This window comes from Bifidobacterium dolichotidis (assembly GCF_003951975.1).
Taxonomy (GTDB): Bacteria; Actinomycetota; Actinomycetes; order Actinomycetales; family Bifidobacteriaceae; genus Bifidobacterium; species Bifidobacterium dolichotidis.
The window spans coordinates 1-17,874 of record NZ_QXGM01000003.1; the positions used below are offsets into that span (position 1 = coordinate 1).

Here is a 17,874-nt window from a genome sequence, read left to right on the forward strand (position 1 = left end):
GACAACAATCACAATCAAAAAATCATGATCAAAGTAGTACAGTACACACTCTTGAGTTCTCAAACCACCACCACACACCCAAACCCGAACCAGAGAAGAAACCCCAGCGGCCTGAGCGGCAGCAAGAGATAAAGTTACACCAACACCACCACAAACACAAAACACGGCGTGTCGCAACGGGGGTTCCAGGCTTCGAAGCACTAACTGTATACGTCGAAAACCCAGTAATAAAGCCATTTCTGAGACATTGCTCTCGCAAGAAATCAGCAAAAGCACAGACGCACACCACTGAATCAGAAATCGACGAAAGATACAAGATCGGGCCAAAAATTCCTAAAAATTCTTCGAAAATCGCGACACACCCTGGCGAATGGGCCCCAAAACGGACGAAAACGAGCGAACTGGGTCTCTAGGATGCTTGTGAACGCCTTCCTGGGAAGAACAATGCAGGGCAAAGCAGCGAAATGGTGAAAACAAGAGCAGAGGACGAATAAGAAATAGGAAAGAATAAGGGGAACAAACAAGAAGGTGACAATAGTGCGCTATAGAGGGCTCCTATATATGTAGGTATTGCAACATGCGAGCGTAACTTATGTAAAGCACCAGCAAAACGTGCTAAGACGGTGAGCATGAAGAAGCAGATTGCAGTATTAACAGGCGCTGGCATTTCTACGTCAGCCGGTATCCCAGATTTCCGCGGCCCTGATGGTGTGTGGACGAAGCACCCTGATCAAATGTCGGTGTACGACATTGACCGCTTCCTTTCTAGCAAGGAAGACCGCGAGTACTCGTGGCGCTGGCAGAAGGAGTCACCAGTGTGGAATGCGCAGCCAGGCGCTGCACATAAGGCACTCGTCAAGCTCGAACAGGCTGGCATGCTGAAGTTGCTGGCTACGCAGAACTTTGATGCTCTGCATGAGAAGGCCGGCAATAGCCCAGACAAGATCGTGAACCTGCACGGCACGATTGGTACGTCGCATTGCATGCAGTGCCATAAGAAGTATGACACCGCAGAGATTATGGCTCACTTGGATGAGAATCCTGATCCTCACTGCCGTCGTCCTTTGCCATATAAGGGCAATATGCCTTGCGATGGCTTGATTAAGACCGATGTTGTGTACTTTGGTGAGGCTCTGCCAGAAGGCGCCATGGAGCGCGCTCTGAAGGCCGCTGTAGAGGCTGACGAGCTGTGGGTCATTGGCTCCACGCTGGAAGTCTTCCCTGCTGCATCGATTGTTCCTGTTGCAGCACAGGCTGGTACGCCAATCACGATTATGAATATGGGTCGTACGCAGTATGACAACCTGGCAACGAACCTGATTCATGAGGATATTGCTGTGGCACTGCCTGAGCTTGTTGATCGTACGATCGCTGAGGCTGCTCCTGCAGAACGCTCGGAGATGTAAGGTACAGCCTTACACAGAAGCGCCCGCTAACGGATTAGTTCGTTAGCGGGCGCTTCTGTTTATATAAGTGTTGCCTATATCTGTACTGTTGCATGCAATTACATATAAGGGATGCTTCCTGCAATTGCTAATGCATTAATAGATGCGCTTTGGCGTATAGCCTTCTTCGCACAATGCTTGAATAATGCGCTCAATATGATCTGGTCCGTTTGTTTCTACGGTTACACCAAGCGATACTGAATTCGTGTAGTGGCCAGATGCCTTGAACTGGTCGTGATCAAGCGCAATAACATTGGCACGTTCTCGCGCCAGTATGGTTGCAACCTTGACGAGCTGACCTGGCGTATCTGGCAGCTCGACTTCGAAGTTCATAATGCGTCCGCGCGCAATCATGCCCTTCTGAATCACCGCACCAATCGTGACCGTATCAATGTTGCCGCCAGAAATAATTGGCACAACCACATGGTCGCCTTCAGCTGCAGCAAACTTACGAGAACGCAGGTTCAAATGCTCAACGGCAGCAAGTGCCACAGCACCAGCGGCTTCTACAACCATCTTGTGCTTCTCGAGCATGAGCAGGATCATCTCGTTAATATCGCGCTCACTAACTTCCACAAGGTCGTCAAGGAACTCGTTAAGCAGTGCGAACGTCAAATCACCCGGGCGCTTCACGGCAACGCCTTCTGCCGACGTTATTACGCGATCTGCGGCCATAACGCGTCCTGCTTCGAACGAACGCTTGAATGCAGGAGATCCCTCAGGAATAGCACCAATAACGCGTACTTCTGGGCGGAACATCTTTACGGCCAGCGCCACGCCTGCACCAAGACCACCGCCACCCAGTGGCACCACAATGTCCGTAACGTCAGGCACATCGTCAAGAATTTCCATAGCCACCGTGCCTTGGCCGCACAGTACCTCGTAATCATCAAATGGAGGCACATAGGTCAAGCCATCACGCTGGCTGAGTTCAATCGCATAAGCTGCTGCTTCATCAAACAGATTGCCATGCAGCACTACATCGGCACCATAGGCCTTGGTTGCATCAACCTTCAGCGGTGGCGTGCTCTGTGCCATGCAAATCGTTGCTTTGGCACCACGCTCACGAGCTGCATAGGCCACGCCTTGCGCATGATTGCCTGCAGAAGCAGTCACAATACCGCGTTCCAGCTCTTCATTCGTCAACGAGGAAATCTTGTTATATGCACCACGAATCTTGAACGAACCAGTTACCTGCAGATTCTCTGGCTTCAGGAACACCTGATGGCCAGTCATCTCACTCAGCACTGGCGAAGCAATAATATTCGTGTGCTTTGCCGTACCTTCTAATCGTTCGGCAGCTAACTTCAGTTCAGCTGCATGGTCACGTCTCATAGCCTGCAACACATCTTTTTGCTCCATGCCGAGCATTGTAGAAATTCAAAAGTGCGCACGGTGCGGATAGCCCGATTTATGAGAAAACCGGTTTCATCCGTGCCATGCGCACTTGAAATGTGGCGGTTTTACGCTTTACAGCCTGACGAGCACACCTTCCCATGGCTCAAGCTTGCCCTGAGCCAAGTCAGCGGCCGATCCAGCGTGCGTCGTTGTAGTGAGCACAATGGCCTGCTCGATTTCAGCAGCATCTTCGAAATTCTCAGAAATTAAACGAAGTGTAGAAGCTGGAACCTGCGCGGCGTGAGAAGTCAGATTAATGACGGTCAGCAAACGTGAGACGCCAAGCTCACGCACGAATGCGTACACGCTCGCGTCATCGTCGTCGACGAGACGCCACGTGCCGGCGGCGACCACGGGATCGTCGTGACGCAGCGCAATCAACTGCTTGTAGAACGAACGCACCGAATCTGGATCGTTGACCTGAGCGGCTGCGTTAATCGTTGTGTGGTTCTTGTTGACGGCAATCCAAGGCTGTACTCCCCTGCCATCGTCAGTGCCAGCCTCAGCCGACATGAAGCCAGCAAAGCGCGAATCATCCCACTGCATTGGCGTACGAGCGTTATCGCGGCCCATACGAGCGATGCCTTCCATCATCGATTCAGCGGACTGCACCTTGGCCTCTTCTACGCGCTGGCGGAACGCATTGAGCGACTCAAGATCGCGATACTGCTTCAAATCAGTGAAGTGCGCGTTCGTCATGCCGAGCTCCTCACCCTGATAAATATAAGGAGTTCCGCGGTGCAGATGCGTCAGCAAGCCCAGAGCCTTGGCCGAACGAACCGACTCATCACCCCAGCGCGAGACGACACGAGGCTGATCATGGTTCGACGTGAAGCAACTCGTCCAGCCACGCTCAGCAACAGCCTCCTGCTGGCGACGCAGCTGCTCACGCAGTGCACGCACGCTAAATGGCTTCGTCACCCACTTTGGACCGACCTGATCAATGCCCACGTGATCGAACTGGAACAGCATATCGAGCTCATGACGGCCTGGGTCGGTGATCTGGCCATTACGTGCGGCATGCACGCCTGGAGCCTCACCTACGTTCAAATAGCCCTCACGGCCAGCGAATACTTCACGATGCATTTCCTGCAGGAACTCATCAAGGCGCGGACCGTCCGAGCAGAATTCGAAGCACGACGTGTAGCCCTCTTCATTCACTGGACCATCTTCGAGATGAGAACCTGGTTCGCCTGGCAGTTTGCCGTTCTCATCAGTGACCTTAGAAATCTGCGTAATCACGTCCATGCGGAAGCCATCAATGCCGCGGTCCATCCACCAGTTCATCATGCGGTACACGGCTTGGCGAACAGCTGGGTTTTCCCAGTTCAGATCAGGCTGCTTCGACGAATACTGGTGTAAGAAGTACTCACCTCGCTTTTCGTCGTACTGCCAAGCAGAGCCGCCGAAGTACGAGCCCCAGCGGTTTGGCTCAGCTCCTGGCGTTCCCGGCTCGAATCCTGGGCGAGCTGGACGCCACCAGTACCAATCAGCATGCTCATCGTTAGCGTCGCGCGAAGCTTGGAACCATGCGTGCTCATCGGACGTGTGGTTCACCACCAAATCCATAATGACCTTAATGCCGCGCTTATGCGCCTGAGCAAGCAGCTCATCCATATCGTCCATCGTGCCGAACATTGGATCAATGGCCTGATAGTCGGCAATATCGTAACCGTTGTCATCTTGTGGCGACACATACACTGGGCTCAGCCAAATAACATCAACACCAAGGTCCGCTAAATAATCAAGACGGCTCGTAATGCCCTTCAGATCGCCCATGCCATCGTTATTTGAGTCCTGGAATGAGCGTGGATAAATCTGGTAGACGACGGCGTTAGCCCACCAAGGATTTGGGCACGCTCCGTTCGTCCGAATTTCATCTGGCAAATTTGTTCGTTCAAAAGAAGTCACGTTTGCTCCCTTGGTTTCGTTGACTACGTGCGCTGTTCTGTACAGCGTTTGCGCTCATCGTATCCCCCTAATTTGAGTCGTTCCAGCATGTTTTCTGTATGTTTCATGTTTTTTCACAGACTGCTGTTTACGGTTTGTTATGTCCGCTTAAGTTTGATCTTCAATGTTTTCTTGATTTCTGCGGCTGCGACAAAGCGCTTCATTGCGCGCTGTGGCACTCCTCTCTAGGGGCAATTGAGATTGAACGCTTACAATCTGCGGAAGATAGACCAGTAGAGGAACAGGAAGTAACAGCATGACGCCCGAGCAAGCAAAGCAGTTGAGCCCAAATATGGACATGATTTCTACGACGTTCTTGTCGCACTTTGCTCAGATGTGCGGCACGTCAAAGCAGCGTTTTGAGACGGACACAGCTATTCCGTTTGATGGTTCATGGTTCTTTGAGCCTTCTACCGAATACAACCCATATATGGCATGGTCGGCTATGGGTATTTGCATGACGGGCTATAAGAACCTTCCTTCGAATAACTACCGTTACATCCAGAAGACGTTTAAGAACTTGGGTTGCCAAGATATTGACATCACGAGCTACTACCACCTGAATGTTGAGAACCGCATTGGTTTTACGCACAATGTGGATCAGGTCAGCTATGCATTCGGCCATCGTAAGATTCGTTCGAACGACGGTCAGGAGCAGGAGCTGCTCATTATGATGCTGCGCGGTACTTCTGATACTGCTGAGTGGCTTTCGAATTCTGAGGTTGCTGATTCGATTTGCGATGGCGACTTCTCCAAGCTGCAGTACCACGAGGGCTTCTATCTGACCGCAAGCAAGGCTTTCCGCGATCTGAAGACCTATGTTGAAGCTCATAACGTTGATATGAGCCAGGCCAAGCTGTGGGTTATTGGTCATAGCCGTGGTGCTGCTGTTGCCAATATGCTGGCTGCCATTATTGATGAAGATACAACGCTTGGCGTGACGCAGGATCGCTTCTATGCATACACATTCTCTGCTAGCCGCGTGACGCTGCGTAAGGATTACAACGCCGCTCAGTTCAGCAATATCTTCAACGTGCTGAACCCTGAGGATTACATTCCTCGTCTTCCTCCATACGGTTGGGGTACGCGTCGTTTCGGTACTGATTTGTATCTGCCAAGCATTGCTACGCGTTATGCCGATTACCGTACGTACCTCGATGACTTCCTTACGATTTTTAAGCAGTGGACGCATACGGACTTCCCTGCATTCCATGGCAATGCACAGACCAATATGCTTGAGGGCATTCTCTATGATCTGTGCCCTGATGCTGCTCATATGTATCAGCACAAGCGCTTCTCGCATGCAGGTACGTTGACGTTCGCTCAGTACTTCACGCTGTTCACTGATCTGGCCGCTGTGCAAGGCCGTGAGCAGGCACTCGAGGCAACGAAGTTTGCTAAGTATGGCATGGGAACGTTTAAGCAGTTCCTTGATTACTTCATTCACAACGAGATTCTGGGTCATACTGCTTCTGGTGCTCATCAGGAAGAAGGCTATCTGCTCAAGCTTGCTCTGATTTGCAAGTACAACATTGATATTGAGCAGGGTGCTACGCCAGATGTGACATGCCTGACGATCAATGGTCCTGCGGATGTCACCGTGCACGATGCCGATGGCAAGACGGTGGCCTCGATTGTGAAGGGCAAAATTGATACCAAGCTCTACGATTCGCAGAACTTTATTGCTATGTACGTGAACGACGATACGCAGGCAGTAAGTGTGTGGGTTCCTAATGAGGGCAACTACACGGTTACATTCCACGCTCACGATAAGGCAGACTTCACAGTTACCGAAAGCGCGCTGGATCCTGAAGGCCACGTGTTGAGCCGTACGGTGTTCCACAATGTTCCACTTGAGAAGAACAAGGATGCTCAGTGGAATGATGTTCGTGCAACGCTGCAGGGTGAGACGGTGGATGCCGCAGATCTGAATGCACTCAATGTCACTGTCAAGATTCAGGGCAAGGGCAAGCTGCACGAAGATGAAGCCTTTGAATCGTATTACGAGCCAGGTGCTCATTCGATGCCAATTCCTGTGCCAAATGTGATTTGCGATGCTCGTGGTCACTTGGCTGCTACGAAGGGCGATACTGTGGCTGTGCATGCACATCACGGTGCTCATTCGCAGTTCATTGGTTGGTATACGCCAGACGCCAAGCCTGGTCAGGATGCCCCACTGTCTCGTAAAGAAACTTATGTATTTGCTCCTGAGCAGTCCTGTGAGCTCGAAGCTTGGTTTGAACGCAGGTGACCAAGAATGTTATTGGATTATGTACGTCAATATGGCAATGACTCGTTTGAACAGACTAAGGCGAATGCACTGGATCTGTTAGTACTTGCCGAATTGTCGAACTTCGATTATGTGCAGAGCAGTAAAGGTGAGCCGCTTGCTCAAGCTGTTGAGCAAGCCGTGCTGCCAACAATTCGCGACGCACACCATAACACCGTTGTTTCGTTGAACAACAAGGAAGATCTGGAGCTCGCCCAGCTCGTGAAGAAGTCTGAGCGCTATGCCGCGGTGTATATGCATGACTTCCAAGCAAGGTATGTGGAACGCAGCCAGCAGTTTGGTGCTCTGGCGGTACAGCTGAATGATGTGCTGTGCATTGCCTTCCGCGCGACCGATTTCACAGTTACTGGCTGGCATGAGTCGCTGGAGCTGTCTCGTAACGAGCCAACTGGCTCTCAGCTTGATGCTGCAGCTTTCCTTGCACGCAATGTGGCTAGCTGGCCTGGTCGCATTCTCGTGTGTGGTCACTCGAAGGGCGGCAACCTTGCCGAATATGCATGCCGTGCACTCGTTGAACGCGATCCAGCAGTACTTGATCGTCTGATTAGCATCTGCAGCTTTGATGGCCCAGGCCTTGCTCCTCCTCTACGTAAGACTGAGGCCTACCGTCAGATTGCACCGCTGATTCGTACGTTTATTCCAAAGTCCTCAATTGTGGGCAATATTCACAAGCATCCAAAGCAGGGCTTGAGCTACGTGGATAGCCCTAAACCATTTGTTGTGCAGCATTATGTCTACAACTGGGAGACTAATGGCACGCATCTGGTGGCTGCTCAGCAAACGATGATTGGCCGCATTACGAGCGGTCTGCTGAACTTGCTGATTGCTATTACGAGCGATACTGCTAAGCATCAGATTTTTGAAGTGCTTTTTGCACCGTACCGTCTGCTCGGTCATTATCTGCTGCAGAACGTGAAGGACGAAGCATAAACGTTGTTTCATGTTTCACGAGAAACATGTGTTTCATGTGGAACATGAAACGGCTACCCACTGTGGCATGAAATGCCATGTCGTAATTGAGAAATCAACAGTAGATTACTAACTATGAACGAAGCAAACAATCTGATTGGACGAGAATCACACGTAGTGCCAGGCCGATTTGGTGAGCCGCTGCACGTAAGTGAGGTGCTGTATTCGCGTGATCACGCGAACGCAACGCCTACGAGGCCGCTGCTATTGCTGCTGCACGGCTGGGGCTCGAATGAGCAGGATCTGCCGGATCTCATGCACTATATTGCGCCGTTCAATGATTGGATTTCGCTGCGTGCGCCGCTGACGCTTGCTCAGGGTGCGTATAGCTGGTTCCACGACTCTATTCCTCAGGGTAAGGATCTGGACCGCGATATCTATGCAGCTGCTCGTGCCATTGATCAGTGGGTTGTGGAGAACGTGCCAGAACAGCGCAGCATTGTGCCACTCGGATTCTCTCAGGGCGGTGCTCTTGCCATTCAACTGCTGCGTATTCATGCCGAACGATACAAGGCAGCTGTGTGCTTGTCTGGATTTATGGCGACCGGAGCGCTGCTCGAAGCGTTCCCAGACGACGAGAACGTTGATGCACAGAATATCGCAACGTTCTACGGCCACGGCGACAGCACCGATATGGTCGTGCCAACGTACGATGTGAAGGCAACGAGCGCATGGCTTTCGGCACATACGTTCTTAACGGAGCATACGTATCGCGGCCTTGATCACTCGGTGAGCATGCAAGAGCTTGCTGATTTGCGTCAGTGGATGCTTGAGCAGAATATTTCGTCGGGACTGCTGTGATTGTGCAGCGGTAATTATGTAGCTGTGATTACGCCGTAGCAATCAGGCAGCAGTACTCAAGGCAACAGTACTCACACCGCACAGTACTTACACTGCAGCTTCGGCATCGACGCTCATAACGTAGACGTTCCTGCGCAGCTGACGGGCTTGAGCACGAGTAATTTCGCCGGACTCAACCATGTCTTGAATAATCGAGAGCTCAATGCTCAAGCCCTCACGCTTCGCCTCATTCAATCCGCTGACAAACGATGCTGAATTCGAAACAGCTGGACGCGACTTCAGCGCAGCCTCGGCACGACGGTAATCAAGCAGCAGCGTTGAACAGAACTCAACCTGGTGCTCATCAGAAGCCATCTCTTCGTAGAGACGGTCAATCACATACTCAATCGCATGCAACTGCATTACACGAGTGTGTGCGTAAATCTCATCTTCACTCACCAGCGGTGTCTTGCGGCGCACACGTTCAGAAACGCGCTTGGCAAACAGCTGTGTACGTCTCGAGAATGCACGCAGACGGCCGCGCATACGCCACACCTGACGGCCTGCATTGTGCTCGCGATGAATGCGGCGCAGCGTTGCCATAATCTGATCGAGAATACGCTCACACGCTTCTTCATCCATGCGATTTTCAACAGGACGAGGCTCAGGAACTTCACGCAGTTTTACGAGTTCCTGCTTAATAAACGACTTCTCCCACTCGAGCGCCTGAATCTGCAATCGCTCAACGCCAGCAGGATCAACGGTGCCCAAACGGTGCTTCAGGCGCGTAATACGCTTCGTATACGAATCAATGACGAGCATAACGGCGCGACGGTTTTCTGGAGTAATACGCTGTGCCAGTTCTTCAACGGTACGGCGCAGCATCTCAACCGAAATCTGTGTAATTTCTTGCGTACTATCGTGGCCATCTTGCGTGCGCGTAGAACGATTTGGTGCCAGCACAGGCAGCAAGAAGTTAGCAAGCAATAACGTCACAATAATGACGCCACCCGCAATAAAGATCAGCTCATCACGCATTGGGAAGTTCGTACCCGCAGCAATGGTGTACGGAATCGTGAACATCAGCGAGAGCGTGATCGTGCCCTTTGGACCACCGAATGTCATCACTGCTGCCGAAAGCCAACGAGCAGCCGTCATATGGCGACGCTTATGGGTTTCTGCATCTGGAGCAATGCGCAGCATGGCAGCCACCCAAATAAAGCGCATACCAACAGTCACGCACGAGATCAGCGCTATGCAGCCCAGCAAGGCCCAGTTCTGAATGCCTGGGTTGTTCCAGCTATTGTGCATTGCCGCTGGCAGTACCATGCCCAGCAGAATGAATACCGAACCGTTGAGTGTGAAGCTCAGCACGCCCCACACGCTCGACGCCACAATATTCGTACGGGCCACATTCGGACCCACACCAGTGCGATCAAATCGAATCAGCAGACCAGCTGCCACAACGGCCAGAATGCCGGACACATGAATCGCTTCTGCACCAATGTAAAGCAGGAATGGCAAGAACAATTCGAGCAGCACACGCGTAGTTGTGGTCTCTAAACCAATCGATCGAATCCACTCAAATAGCCAATTCGCCAGCATGCCAATAATGAGGCCGAATACAGCACCAGCAATAAACGAGAACACAAATTTTGCGACCGATTCGCCAACCTCGAATCGACCCGTTACTGCTGCCGTAATAGCAAACTGGAAGCCGACAATGCCCGATGCATCGTTGAATAAACTCTCACCTTTGAGCACGCTTAACTGGCGTTTACTCAGCGTGGCCTCATGACTCAGCGAGCTCACCGCCACAGCATCAGTTGGACCCAATGCCGCGCCTAAGGCAAGCGCTGCCGCCAAAGGCACTGCTGGCCAGAAGAAATGCAAGCTAAAGCCAACAGCCACCATGGTGGCCACAGCCAATCCAATCGCCAGCGACAGTGAAAGATTCAATGTTTTAAACAATGAATGTTTATCAATGTCGTGCGCTTCTAAATACAGCAATGGCGCAATAAACAGCACCATAAAAAGTTCAGGATCCAGCGTTACCTGAGCCACACTCGGCACTTGCGAAAGAATCAAGCCAAGCACAATTTGTACGAGCGGCGTCGACACTTTTGGCATAAACCGGCTCAAGAAACTGGACAGCACAACGGCTCCGATTATGCAGAGAATGAGTTCAAAGACTTCCATGCCCCTCCTCGTCTGTTGCGCGAGCCCAGTGGCCACAAGCCTACACGACGACTATTTCAGGCAGTTGAACTCAGCGGGGCTTGGTTTAGGCCGGCCAACGCTGTTTCACTGCTCTGCCGTGCCCGTAAACTGGCAGCATGAACAATATGAGTCGCAAGCAAGCTGACGAAGCGATGTCCGTCGCATTAGCAGAGGCACAGTGTGCTGCTGAACACCACGATGTGCCGATCGGCGCTTGCGTACTCGACGCTCAGGGTCAGGTTATTGGCCGCGGCCACAACGTTCGCGAACGCGACCTCGATCCACTCGCCCACGCTGAAATCGAAGCTATGCGTGAGGCCGCCGCTGCTTTGGGCACGTGGAATCTCGCCGACTGCACACTCGTCGTAACGCTCGAGCCATGCCCGATGTGCGCCGGCGCTTGTCTGCAAACACACGTCGGTCGCATTGTGTTTGGCGCTTGGGATGCCAAGCTCGGTGCGTGCGGCTCAGTTTGGGATCTGCCGCGCGACCCTCACGTTGGCGCAACTCCTGAAGTTCGCGGCGGCGTGCGTGAAGCTGAGTGCGCTTCCCTACTGACGTCGTTCTTCCGTTCGCCTGATCATGAATAATTTCTGCCATCCTCATATGGCATAAGTATCGATAGCGTAGCTATTCCGATTCCATGCGGAGTTGTACACATATCAATGCCCGCAATAGCAATTACCCACATTGCCTCATAGAAATGGCGCTTCCCTTTTGCTCACATATACCGTTGCTGCATGAGAGCGAATACAAAAATCGAAAGCCGAATTAATGAAGCCGTGTCTGAAGGACGATGCTTCGCAGCAGCAGACCACAATACCAAGCAGATCCTTCAACGACGGCGCGAGCAATTGCATCTAGTCGAGCCCATACGCGGAATATACTTTCCTGCTGATTTATGGGAACAGCTCACACCGCCACAACGAATCATTCATATGGCTCGAGGCATTAGCCAAGTACGCCCACACTTAGTATTTACGTCACAGACCGCAGCCATTCTCCACGGCTTCGAACTCTCCTACCAAGCCATAGATGGCAAATTGCATGTTGCCACAGAAGCTCCAGTCCGTCACGCATTCCCTGGACTATGTTTTGAGAGAACGCCCGAAATCACACCACAAATTATTGATGGCATGCAAGTGGTTCCAGCCGCACATACTGCAACATTCTGTTGCTTAACACTTCCATTCCGATATGCGTTACAGGTTATTGACTCTGCTCTACGCTCAGGTGTATCTCCTGAATCAATTGCGCAATCATGTAATGCATGGAAAAGAGACTGCTCCCGAGTTACAAAAATGCTTATGCTCGCGGACCCCAATAGTGAGAATGGTGGAGAATCACTCTTCCGTGCATTACTCCTCGAGCTTGGCTTTGCACGGCCCCTAACTCAAGTTGTTCTCATCGGACCAACAAGCGGCCAAATATATCGCGTTGATTTTCTCTACATCACTCCGAATGGCAAACTCGTCATTATCGAATTCAATGGCATGGCAAAGTATTCTGATACATCCATGCTTAATGGTCAAAGTTTGCAGCAAAAGGTCGGAGCACAAATGCTGCGTGAAGAAGATCTCAAAGCTATGGGCGCGACTGTTATTAATGCATCTTGGAATACTCTTCGCAAACCGCAAGCATTGAAAAGCACATTGCTCGAAGCAGGCGTTCCACTCTCGCGAACACCCTTATCTTGGCTACGCACTGGATTTGATCTTGAACAAGCTAGAAAAACAGATTATTCAATTGCCGCTCAAGCAAATATCTCTGGAAACTCATTTGCTGCATAGCTCTTGGGTCATTACAAAACAAAGTTCTTTGCGAATTTGCGAAGCTCTCCGCTGTTTAGCAACTAGAAGCCTGTACTAGTTTCCCATATTCGTGCAAAATACTCGGAAACCTGAGGAAACCGCACGCGAAGATAGGGTTCACGTGCAGCTACGTCGGATAACCGACTAGATTGCACATAAAGGTACATAAATCTAGGAATTGGGTCCTTCATGTGCTTCCCTGTCGGATACCCGATCAAACTGCACACGAAGGTATGGTTTACGTGCAAAATACTCGGACAACCGACTAAACGGCACACGAAGCAACGAAAAAGAAGAAAATAATGCGTTCCAATGCAAGTAGGTCAGATACCTGAGAAAAATGCACTCAAAGATACCCTTTATGTGCAATTACGTCAGGTAGCCGAACAGACTGCACGTAAAGAGAACAAACTGGTGAAAATTACTGATTCATGTGCATTATCGTCGGTTACCCGACCAAACTGCACACGAAGATAGGCTTCACGTGCAAAATACTCGGATAACCGACGATATGGCACTTAAAGACGAGTATGGGCCTGTAATCACAGGCCTCAGTCAGAAATATCAGCCCTGTAGAAGTGCTCGTAGGAGCGCGATGGCGTTGGACCGCGCTGGCCCTGATAGTGCGAGCCCAGCTCCTTCGAGCCATATGGATGCTCAGCTGGCGAGCTCATCTGGAAGAAGCACATCTGGCCGATCTTCATGCCTGGCCACAGCTTCACCGGCAGCGTCGAAACATTCGACAGCTCAAGCGTGATGTGACCTTCAAAGCCTGGATCAATAAAACCTGCTGTCGAGTGCGTCAAAATACCAAGACGGCCCAGCGAGCTCTTACCTTCGAGACGAGCAGCAAGTGTGGCATCAAGATTGACATATTCCCACGTAGAACCGAGTGCAAACTCACCTGGGTGCAGAATCCATGGCTCATCTGGCTGAACCTCAAACTGCTCGGTCAGCTCACCCTGATCTTCAGCAGGATCAACATAGGTATACGTGTGATTTTTGAACAAACGGAAGAATCGATCAAGTCGCACATCAATTGATGCAGGCTGCACCATTTCTTCATTCCAAGGTTCCAGCGAAATACTTCCCGCGTCGTGAGCAGCCTTGATGTCTCGATCAGACAACAGCATGACCGACTCCTTCCTCAACATCGTTAGTTCTGAACTTCATTTGCTCGTACCAGCCAAATTGCCTCTTAGCAGGGCTAAGTTTACCGAAACTTTTATTACGAGAACATACTTTTTTCGTATCACTGGAAATTGCTCGGCGTTGAGCATCGATCTGTTGAATATTTCTCAGGTACAATATCGTGCAGCATCACACGCAATGCTTTGCAGGAGCTTGGTTTACCTCCTGTTTGCTAGGCATTCAGCTTTTCTTCAGTTTCGGACCTAATTCACATTCCGTTTGTCGAGTTCAGCCCGCATACAAGACGTCAGTTCACTCTGAGTTTGCCAAATTTTGAGGTTATACTCAGCTAATCCGAGACTTGTTCCCAGCATCGCCCCCCATACTGTAATTGTCGGTTGTTATGAAGCTGTACCAACCGGACGGGACCCGTAACGATTCCGACAACTGAACACTTTCTCTTTCTTCTTCTCTCCTAACCCGGTGGCTTTCCACCGGGTTTTGTTTTTCTCTTTTTTATTTCCGCATATACAAAGAGACCCAGCCTTACAGCTGGGTCTCTGAGGTTGTTATATCGCTCGATGCTTCCCCGTGCTTACACGGTTCTGCTTAAGCCCGCATAGAACTCACCTGCAATCAGTGAGCTCACACAGTTGCGCGACGACGCTGCATCATGCGCAGCACAATCTTGCGCAGCTCAGAAGCAACAAGCACGATTGCTGCCAGGCCGATGCACTCCAGCCATGCCATAGCAGGCAGAGGCGTCGTACCGAATGCAGTGTTCAGGAATGGCACATAAATCACAAGCAGCTGCAGTACAGTCGACAGTGCAATTGCACCCCAGAGCCACTTGTTCGAGAACATGCCCACGAATGCAGACTGCAAATGCGAGCGCGATGCCAATGCATTGAACAGCTGAGCGAACACGAGGATCGTGAAGCCCATTGTGCGTGCTTCAACCATTTGTGCGTCATGGCCAAGCGCTCCCACCGAGCGATCAGTGAACAGACCACCAGCCAAATGCATATCCATGCCGATCAGCGTGACAATGGCCATAATGATGCCGATGTAAATAACGTCGGACCACATAGCGCCATCAATAACACGATCGGTGAGCTTACGTGGCTTACGGTTCATGACGTCTTCGGTCATTGGGTCAACACCCATGGCCAGAGCTGGAGCAGCATCGGTCAGCAAGTTAATCCACAACAACTGCGTTGCCAGTAGTGGAACAGTTACACCAATGGTTTCTGGCTGACGCAGGCCCAAGTATCCAGCGAGCACTACACCACCGAAAACGGTAAATACTTCGCCAACGTTCGAGCTCAGCAAGTAGCGCAGGAACTTACGGATGTTATCGAAAATGCCACGGCCTTCGCGGATTGCAGCCACAATTGTTGAGAAGTTATCGTCAGCCAGAATCATCTTGGCTGATTCCTTCGTCACTTCAGTGCCGGTGATACCCATGGCCACGCCAATATCGGCAGCCTTAACAGCAGGAGCATCGTTGACGCCGTCACCAGTCATTGCGGCAATATTGCCTTGACGCTGCAGCGACTCAACAATCTTGAGCTTGTGCTCAGGAGCCACACGGGCGTAGACCGAGACTTCGGACGTTGCTGCATCGAAAGCAGCTTCATCTGGCAATGCATCGAGCTCATCACCCGTCATAGCCTTGCCACCCTGCTCAATAATGCCCAAGTCAGAGGCAATACGAGCAGCGGTTAATGGGTGATCACCCGTAATCATGACCGTGCGCACACCAGCACGATGTGCTTCAGCCACCGCATCGCGAACTTCTACGCGAGGTGGATCAATAATGCCAACAAGGCCAACCCAAATCAGGTCACGTTCAATAACATCAGCTTGCTCTGCTACATCGGCAGCCTGGCCAGCAGCATTGCACTTAATACCCGATACTTCACTTAAACGAGCAGTTTCGAGTGGACGGTAAGCCTGACCCAGTGTTCGGTATGCTTCGTTCGACAAACGATCAACAGCATGCAGAATCGCCTGACGATCACCTTCGGTAATTGGGCGTACAGCACCATTAACCGAAATGCGTGAGCAGAAGCTCAGCAGCACATCTGGTGCACCCTTAGCGAATACCGTTAAATCACCATTGTCGGTTGTATCTTTCGCGATAATCGACATGCGCTTACGTTCCGAAGTAAATGGAATTTCAGCAGCACGCTGGAAACGCTCAAAGGCACGATCAGCATGAGTCTTCTTTGCAGCGACTACAAGTGAGACCTCAGTTGGATCGCCAACCACTTCCCAACTGCCTGCGGTTGCACCCTGACGCAGCTCACCATCATTCGCGAGTGCACCAGTTGCCAACGTAGCAAGTGCTTCGCGGCGAACAGCATCAGTAATGGCTGCGCCATGCATACCGACCATATCGCCTTCTGGCGTATAGCCCGTACCCGTGAGCTCAACCTCACCCGAAGGGGTAACAATGCGTTCAACGGTCATCTCGTTCTTCGTCAGCGTGCCCGTTTTATCGGAGCAGATAACCGAAGCCGAGCCCAGCGTCTCAACCGAATGTAGCTTCTTAACAATGGCGTTGTGCATAGCCATGCGCTGCACACCCAGAGCCAGTACCACGGTCAGAATGGCAGCAAGACCTTCTGGCACCGCAGCAACAGCCAGCGATACAGCAAGCAGCAACGAATCAATAACATCTTGCGTAGTATGGAAGCCTTCCATAACAGCAAGAGCAATCAATACAACAACAGCAATGGCGCAGACGGCAATACCGAGAATCTTCGAAACATGATTCATCTCTTTTTGCAGTGGCGTTGCTTCTTCATCGGTACTCGACAGCAGATCTGCAATCTTGCCAACCTGCGTATTCATACCAGTGCCCGTTACAATGGCACGACCAGTACCCTGCGTTACAGAAGTACCGTTAAACACCATGTTGGTACGATCACCCAAAGCCTTAGCTGTAGCTAACGTCTCTGGCTTCTTACCAACAGGAACTGATTCGCCAGTTAACGAAGCTTCTGCAATACGTAAGCTTGCAGCGGCGAACAAACGACCATCGGCCGAAACGGTGTCACCTTCAGCAAGTACGAGCACATCACCTGGCACTACATCGGTTGTGGCAATGCGCACCACTTTGCCATCGCGCAGCACATTTGTTGTTGGTGCGGTCATTTCGCTCAGTGCACTTACGGCTTGTGCTGCCTTGGCTTCTTGCATATAGCCAAGTACTGCATTCACAATCAGAATCAGCACAATAACAATGGCATCAAATGGCAATGCTTCTTCTGCATGACCACCAACTTTTTCAATAATCCATGCGATTAAAGAAATAGCTGTTGCGGCGAGCAGCAAATATACGAGTGGATCCTTGAACTGTGCAAGGAACTTCTTCCACTTAGGTACTTCTGGTGCACTAGCCAATTCATTAGGGCCGAATTGTGCAAGCCTACGATGTGCTTCACTCGTGCTTAAGCCTACTTGTGGATTAACGTGCAGCAGCTGAGCTACTTGCGTTGCATCCGATGTGGAAGGATCAACATCGTTGAGCAATGCACGCTGTTGTTCAATGGCTTGTAATTCTTCAGGGGTTTGCACAAGATCACTGTCTGGTGCGGATTCGTTGGCCATAGCAAGCTGTTCCGGATGCCCCGGCTTATGTTCCATAGGAAAATCTCCTTGGCTTGCCGCGGAGTAGTCAATCAGAGCGCAGATAAATAGCTTGATTGCGCGGATAAACGGCAGTTCTAACATCATGTGTTAGAACTCATGTGTTTCTCATTATTCCATAGGAATTATTGAGGTTTCCATAATAATTACACGGTTTTTACCATGAATATTCCCGTAGTGGCACGCATAATCGAAGCATCAACAAGCTGCCAATACGCTATAA

General features: G+C 51.0%; 12 protein-coding genes. 6 read left to right on the top strand and 6 right to left on the bottom strand.

Going from position 1 to position 17,874, the window contains the following annotated elements; translation table 11 throughout:
• Positions 1 to 237: hypothetical protein (locus D2E26_RS07520; protein WP_206432088.1), on the bottom strand; the 237-nt coding region annotated here is incomplete at its 3' end.
• Positions 238 to 629: 392 nt separating this feature from the next.
• Here D2E26_RS07520 and D2E26_RS06655 point away from each other — a divergent pair.
• Entirely contained in the window at positions 630 to 1,406 is a 777-nt protein-coding gene (locus D2E26_RS06655; RefSeq protein WP_125963950.1) for an SIR2 family NAD-dependent protein deacylase, read from the top strand.
• A gap of 135 nt (positions 1,407 to 1,541) precedes the next feature.
• Here D2E26_RS06655 and ilvA read toward each other — a convergent pair whose 3' ends face one another.
• Together ilvA and D2E26_RS06665 are read right to left on the bottom strand one after the other, a co-directional pair.
• A complete protein-coding gene (gene ilvA / locus D2E26_RS06660; protein WP_164515906.1) occupies positions 1,542 to 2,807 on the bottom strand; it encodes a threonine ammonia-lyase in 1,266 nt (421 codons plus the stop codon).
• 108 nt (positions 2,808 to 2,915) lie between these two features.
• Positions 2,916 to 4,754 (bottom strand): glycoside hydrolase family 13 protein, encoded by a 1,839-nt coding sequence (locus D2E26_RS06665; protein ID WP_125963951.1) that lies wholly within the window; start codon positions 4,752 to 4,754, stop codon positions 2,916 to 2,918.
• 295 nt (positions 4,755 to 5,049) lie between these two features.
• Here D2E26_RS06665 and D2E26_RS06670 point away from each other — a divergent pair, with 295 nt between their 5' ends.
• From D2E26_RS06670 to D2E26_RS06680, 3 genes are all read left to right on the top strand, one after another.
• A complete protein-coding gene (locus D2E26_RS06670; RefSeq protein ID WP_125963952.1) occupies positions 5,050 to 7,044 on the top strand; it encodes a lipase family protein in 1,995 nt (664 codons plus the stop codon).
• A gap of 6 nt (positions 7,045 to 7,050) precedes the next feature.
• A complete protein-coding gene (locus tag D2E26_RS06675; RefSeq protein WP_125963953.1) occupies positions 7,051 to 8,013 on the top strand; it encodes an Mbeg1-like protein in 963 nt (320 codons plus the stop codon).
• A gap of 114 nt (positions 8,014 to 8,127) precedes the next feature.
• Positions 8,128 to 8,853, top strand: a complete 726-nt coding sequence (locus tag D2E26_RS06680) for an alpha/beta hydrolase (RefSeq protein WP_125963954.1) — start codon at positions 8,128 to 8,130, stop codon at positions 8,851 to 8,853.
• An 87-nt stretch (positions 8,854 to 8,940) separates the two neighbouring features.
• On the opposite strand, the gene D2E26_RS06685 is transcribed toward D2E26_RS06680, so the two are convergent.
• Positions 8,941 to 11,031, bottom strand: coding sequence for a cation:proton antiporter (locus D2E26_RS06685; RefSeq protein WP_125963955.1), 2,091 nt, complete (start codon positions 11,029 to 11,031; stop codon positions 8,941 to 8,943).
• Positions 11,032 to 11,168: 137 nt separating this feature from the next.
• Here D2E26_RS06685 and D2E26_RS06690 point away from each other — a divergent pair, with 137 nt between their 5' ends.
• Together D2E26_RS06690 and D2E26_RS06695 are read left to right on the top strand one after the other, a co-directional pair.
• Complete coding sequence (locus D2E26_RS06690; RefSeq protein WP_206432090.1) at positions 11,169 to 11,642, top strand: nucleoside deaminase; 474 nt, start codon at positions 11,169 to 11,171, stop codon at positions 11,640 to 11,642.
• A gap of 150 nt (positions 11,643 to 11,792) precedes the next feature.
• Positions 11,793 to 12,842: a hypothetical protein gene (locus D2E26_RS06695; RefSeq protein ID WP_125963956.1), complete on the top strand. Its 1,050-nt coding sequence runs from the start codon at positions 11,793 to 11,795 to the stop codon at positions 12,840 to 12,842.
• Between the two features lie 572 nt (positions 12,843 to 13,414).
• On the opposite strand, the gene dcd is transcribed toward D2E26_RS06695, so the two are convergent.
• Positions 13,415 to 13,996 (bottom strand): dCTP deaminase, encoded by a 582-nt coding sequence (gene dcd / locus D2E26_RS06700; RefSeq protein ID WP_125963957.1) that lies wholly within the window; start codon positions 13,994 to 13,996, stop codon positions 13,415 to 13,417.
• A 643-nt stretch (positions 13,997 to 14,639) separates the two neighbouring features.
• Positions 14,640 to 17,648 (bottom strand): cation-translocating P-type ATPase, encoded by a 3,009-nt coding sequence (locus D2E26_RS06705; RefSeq protein ID WP_420897212.1) that lies wholly within the window; start codon positions 17,646 to 17,648, stop codon positions 14,640 to 14,642.
• Positions 17,649 to 17,874: the final 226 nt, after the last annotated feature.